General features: G+C 45.6%; 2 tRNA genes and 3 rRNA genes. All 5 read left to right on the top strand.

What is annotated here, in order from left to right:
* Positions 1-484 precede the first annotated feature (484 nt).
* The 5 genes from LUD75_RS19040 to rrf all read left to right on the top strand — a co-directional run bounded on the left by LUD75_RS19040 (position 485) and on the right by rrf (position 5,839).
* Positions 485-2,001, top strand: a 16S ribosomal RNA gene (locus LUD75_RS19040).
* Between the two features lie 203 nt (positions 2,002-2,204).
* A tRNA-Ile gene (locus LUD75_RS19035) sits at positions 2,205-2,278 on the top strand.
* Positions 2,279-2,359: 81 nt separating this feature from the next.
* A tRNA-Ala gene (locus LUD75_RS19030) sits at positions 2,360-2,433 on the top strand.
* Positions 2,434-2,790: 357 nt separating this feature from the next.
* Positions 2,791-5,547, top strand: a 23S ribosomal RNA gene (locus tag LUD75_RS19025).
* Positions 5,548-5,731: 184 nt separating this feature from the next.
* A 5S ribosomal RNA gene (rrf, locus tag LUD75_RS19020) occupies positions 5,732-5,839 on the top strand.
* The 16S, 23S and 5S rRNA genes sit together here with 2 tRNA genes alongside, the layout of an rRNA operon.
* The last annotated feature ends 8 nt before the right edge of the window (positions 5,840-5,847 follow it).

Below are 5,847 nucleotides of genomic sequence, written 5' to 3'. Positions count from 1 at the left end.
GATGATTATATGAATTGATATTTAATTATCGATATTAATTTTTGAAAGAAAAGTCTTGTAGGATTAAAAAAGAAAAACTATTTTTGCAGACCCAAATCGAGAGATTGGGGAGCGCAGGAGGAGATAGGAATGACGGACTAAATTAACCTTTAGAGGTTGAAAAAAAAACTTAAAAAAGTTTTGGTAGTTTGGAAAATATTTTCTACTTTTGCAATCCCAAATCGAGAGAAGAGGGAAGCGCAGGAGAACGATTAAGAACATATCAAAACACTTTTCGAGTAACGAAAAAAAACTTTAAAAAAGTTTTGGTAGTTTGGAAAAAACTTTTTACTTTTGCACTCGCAAATCAGGGTCAACAATGACAGATTAAGAATCCTGAGGATGCGAAGAGAACGCAGTTCATTGACATAACATATAACAACCAAATTAAGAAAACCAAAGCGTCAATTTTAAATTGAGTTTGAGTATAAGGACAAACAAACATACAATGGAGAGTTTGATCCTGGCTCAGGATGAACGCTAGCGGGAGGCCTAACACATGCAAGCCGAGCGGTATTTGTTCTTCGGAACAGAGAGAGCGGCGTACGGGTGCGGAACACGTGTGCAACCTGCCTTTATCTGGGGGATAGCCTTTCGAAAGGAAGATTAATACCCCATAATATATTGAATGGCATCATTCGATATTGAAAACTCCGGTGGATAGAGATGGGCACGCGCAAGATTAGATAGTTGGTGAGGTAACGGCTCACCAAGTCAGTGATCTTTAGGGGGCCTGAGAGGGTGATCCCCCACACTGGTACTGAGACACGGACCAGACTCCTACGGGAGGCAGCAGTGAGGAATATTGGACAATGGGTGCAAGCCTGATCCAGCCATCCCGCGTGAAGGACTAAGGCCCTATGGGTTGTAAACTTCTTTTATACTGGGATAAACCTACTTACGTGTAAGTAGCTGAAGGTACAGTATGAATAAGCACCGGCTAACTCCGTGCCAGCAGCCGCGGTAATACGGAGGGTGCAAGCGTTATCCGGATTTATTGGGTTTAAAGGGTCCGTAGGCGGATCTGTAAGTCAGTGGTGAAATCTCATAGCTTAACTATGAAACTGCCATTGATACTGCAGGTCTTGAGTGAGATTGAGGTAGCTGGAATAAGTAGTGTAGCGGTGAAATGCATAGATATTACTTAGAACACCAATTGCGAAGGCAGGTTACCAAGTCTTAACTGACGCTGATGGACGAAAGCGTGGGGAGCGAACAGGATTAGATACCCTGGTAGTCCACGCCGTAAACGATGCTAACTCGTTTTTGGGCTTTCGGGTTCAGAGACTAAGCGAAAGTGATAAGTTAGCCACCTGGGGAGTACGTTCGCAAGAATGAAACTCAAAGGAATTGACGGGGGCCCGCACAAGCGGTGGAGCATGTGGTTTAATTCGATGATACGCGAGGAACCTTACCAAGACTTAAATGGGAAATGACAGATTTAGAAATAGATCCTTCTTCGGACATTTTTCAAGGTGCTGCATGGTTGTCGTCAGCTCGTGCCGTGAGGTGTTAGGTTAAGTCCTGCAACGAGCGCAACCCCTGTCACTAGTTGCTAACATTCAGTTGAGGACTCTAGTGAGACTGCCTACGCAAGTAGAGAGGAAGGTGGGGATGACGTCAAATCATCACGGCCCTTACGTCTTGGGCCACACACGTGCTACAATGGCCAGTACAGAGGGCAGCTACCAGGTGACTGGATGCGAATCTCGAAAGCTGGTCTCAGTTCGGATTGGAGTCTGCAACTCGACTCTATGAAGCTGGAATCGCTAGTAATCGCGCATCAGCCATGGCGCGGTGAATACGTTCCCGGGCCTTGTACACACCGCCCGTCAAGCCATGGAAGTCTGGGGTACCTGAAGTCGGTGACCGTAAAAGGAGCTGCCTAGGGTAAAACAGGTAACTAGGGCTAAGTCGTAACAAGGTAGCCGTACCGGAAGGTGCGGCTGGAACATCTCATTTTAGAGCGTCTTATAGACGATAAACAAAATTAAGTTTTTTATACTTGAAAAAGCTTTGGTTTACTTTGGTTGCTTATATAACAATATACCCCTAAAGATTAGTATCAGGGATTAGAGATTTTTAGTTTAAGAAGTTAGAGGTTAGATATAAGAAGTTAGTTCGCTGACAACCATCAACTAACAACCGACAACTAAAAACAACAAAGTCTCGTAGCTCAGCTGGTTAGAGCGCTACACTGATAATGTAGAGGTCGGCAGTTCGAGCCTGCCCGAGACTACTAATTATAGTTGATGGTTGATAGTGGATAGTTGATGGTGAAAACCGACAACTAATAACCAACAACCAACAACCACTAGAGGGGGAATTAGCTCAGCTGGCTAGAGCGCCTGCCTTGCACGCAGGAGGTCAAGGGTTCGACTCCCTTATTCTCCACAATTACTGGAAAGTAATAAAAAGAGTTACAGAAATGTAGCGAGAACAGAAGATTATACATTTACGAAGACAAGATTTATGGGCGATTGGGTCCGACACTATGATAATGAGAATATTACCAGGTGTGAAGAGTTCGACTCTCTTATATATTACTGTTTTACAACTTTAATTTAAAAGTTACGGATAGAGCCAAAAACAATATCTGTTCATTAAAGGAGTAAGAAGATAAAAGATCATTGACATTAACGATAAGAACATCACAAAGAGAAAACCGAGTGCAATTGAGCACTTGAGTTTATAAAAATACCGTTTAGCAGCAATGCTAGACAAAAAATACTGAACTAATTAATAATTAGGAAAGAAATCGTTAAGGGCGTATGGCGGATGCCTAGGCTTTCAGAGGCGAAGAAGGACGTGGTAAGCTGCGAAAAGCTCGGGGGATTGGCACACACGAATTGATCCCGAGATGTCCGAATGGGGCAACCCGGCTGGTTGAAGACCAGTCACTCCGCAAGGAGAGCAAACCCGGAGAACTGAAACATCTAAGTACCCGGAGGAAAAGAAATCGAAGAGATTCCGTAAGTAGCGGCGAGCGAAAGCGGATTAGCCCAAAAGTCTTTATATGTTTAATAGAACGTTCTGGAAAGAACGGCCATAGACGGTGATAGCCCGGTATATGAAAGGCATACATAGATGATAAATGAGTAGGGCGGGACACGTGAAATCCTGTCTGAATATGGGGGGACCATCCTCCAAGGCTAAATACTCCTGAAAGACCGATAGTGAACTAGTACTGTGAAGGAAAGGTGAAAAGCACTTCGAATAGAAGGGTGAAATAGAACCTGAAACCGTACGCCTACAAGCGGTCGGAGCCCACAAGTTGGGTGACGGCGTGCCTTTTGCATAATGAGCCTACGAGTTAATTTTACTAGCGAGGTTAAGGACTTAAGGTCCGGAGCCGGAGCGAAAGCGAGTCTGAATAGGGCGCTTAGTTAGTAGGATTAGACGCGAAACCTTGTGATCTACCCATGGGCAGGTTGAAGCTTTGGTAACACAAAGTGGAGGACCGAACCGGTTGACGTTGAAAAGTCTTCGGATGACCTGTGGGTAGGGGTGAAAGGCCAATCAAACTGGGAGATAGCTCGTACTCCCCGAAATGCATTTAGGTGCAGCGTTGAGACAAGTTTATTAGAGGTAGAGCTACTGATTGGATGCGGGGGAGTCAAATCCTACCAATTCCTGACAAACTCCGAATGCTAATAAATGTTTCTCAGCAGTGAGGGCGCGGGTGCTAAGGTCCGTGTCCGAGAGGGAAAGAACCCAGACCAACAGCTAAGGTCCCAAAATATATGCTAAGTTGAAATAACGCGGTTGGACTGCATTGACAGCTAGGATGTTGGCTTGGAAGCAGCCATTCATTTAAAGAGTGCGTAACAGCTCACTAGTCGAGCGGTCCGGCATGGATAATAATCGGGCATAAGCATATTACCGAAGCTATGGATTTGTAATTTATTACATCTGGTAGGGGAGCATTCTATTTGCGCCGAAGCAGTATCGTGAGGTATTGTGGAGCGGATAGAAAAGAAAATGTAGGCATAAGTAACGATAAAGCGGGCGAGAAACCCGCTCACCGAAAGACTAAGGATTCCTCAGCCATGCTAATCAGCTGAGGGTTAGTCGGGACCTAACGCGAACCCGAAAGGGGTAGTGGATGGACATAGGGTTAATATTCCCTAACTTGCTCACACTAAAAAGGGGACGGAGTGCCGTACTTACTGGAGACTGACGGAATAGTCAAGGCCTAGCCTTCGGGCGAAGCTGCTGTAAGGAAAGTGCTTCCAAGAAAAGCCGAAGTGAAGCAACCCGTACCATAAACCGACACAGGTAGTCGAGGAGAGAATCCTAAGGTGCTAGAGTGAATCATGGTTAAGGAACTAGGCAAAATAGTCTCGTAACTTCGGAAGAAGAGACGCCATCAGCAATGGTGGCCGCAGTGAAGAGGCCCAGGCGACTGTTTATCAAAAACACAGGACTCTGCTAAATCGAAAGATGCTGTATAGGGTCTGACACCTGCCCGGTGCTGGAAGGTTAAGGAAGGGCGTTAGCAGCAATGCGAAGCGTTTGACTGAAGCCCCAGTAAACGGCGGCCGTAACTATAACGGTCCTAAGGTAGCGAAATTCCTTGTCGGGTAAGTTCCGACCTGCACGAATGGTGTAACGATCTGGGCACTGTCTCAACCATGAGCTCTGTGAAATTGTAGTCTCGGTGAAGATGCCGAGTACCCGCAATGGGACGAAAAGACCCTGTGAACCTTTACTATAACTTCGTATTGACTTTGAGTAAGTAATGTGTAGGATAGGTGGGAGACTTTGAAGCAGGCACGCTAGTGTTTGTGGAGTCAACGTTGAAATACCACCCTTTACTTACTTGGAGCCTAACTTCTTTTAGAAGGACATTGCGTGGTGGGTAGTTTGACTGGGGTGGTCGCCTCCAAAAGAGTAACGGAGGCTTTCAAAGGTACCCTCAGCACGCTTGGTAACCGTGCGTAGAGTGTAATGGCATAAGGGTGCTTGACTGTGAGACCTACAAGTCGATCAGGTGCGAAAGCAGGACATAGTGATCCGGTGGTTCCGTATGGAAGGGCCATCGCTCATAGGATAAAAGGTACTCCGGGGATAACAGGCTAGTCTCCCCCAAGAGCTCATATCGACGGGGAGGTTCGGCACCTCGATGTCGGCTCGTCACATCCTGGGGCTGGAGAAGGTCCCAAGGGTTGGGCTGTTCGCCCATTAAAGTGGCACGCGAGCTGGGTTCAGAACGTCGTGAGACAGTTCGGTCTCTATCTATTGCGGGCGTTAGATGTTTGAGAGGGCTTGAATCTAGTACGAGAGGACCGATTTGAACAAACCTCTGGTGTATCAGTTGTACCGCCAGGTGCACCGCTGAGTAGCTACGTTTGGAAAGGATAAGCACTGAAAGCATATAAGTGCGAAACCTGCCTCAAGATGAGACATCTTTTAAGGGTCGTTGGAGATGACGACGTTGATAGGCTACAGGTGTAAAGACAGTAATGTCATAGCCGAGTAGTACTAATTACCCGTAGATTTATTGCCTAATTGGCATAGTGCTCAACTGCACAACAAGGTTCTCTCTTTGTGAACGTTTTTATCGATAATTATTGTAAAATGTAGAACTGTAAAAAGTATTAACGATTATAATCATCGTGAATACAATGTACATTAATACAAAATACAGTAATATAAATATACTGTACATCCTTTTGTACAAAACAGCCTTTAGGGTGGTTTTAGCAGAGGGGCTCACCTGTTCCCATTCCGAACACAGAAGTTAAGCCCTCTAGCGCCGATGGTACTGCGAAAGCGGGAGAGTAGGTCGCCGCCAGTTTTTTTAAA

The sequence above is a fragment of the Epilithonimonas sp. JDS genome, assembly GCF_021261315.1.
Lineage (GTDB): Bacteria > Bacteroidota > Bacteroidia > Flavobacteriales > Weeksellaceae > Epilithonimonas.
This window is presented reverse-complemented; position numbering and strand designations above follow the sequence as displayed.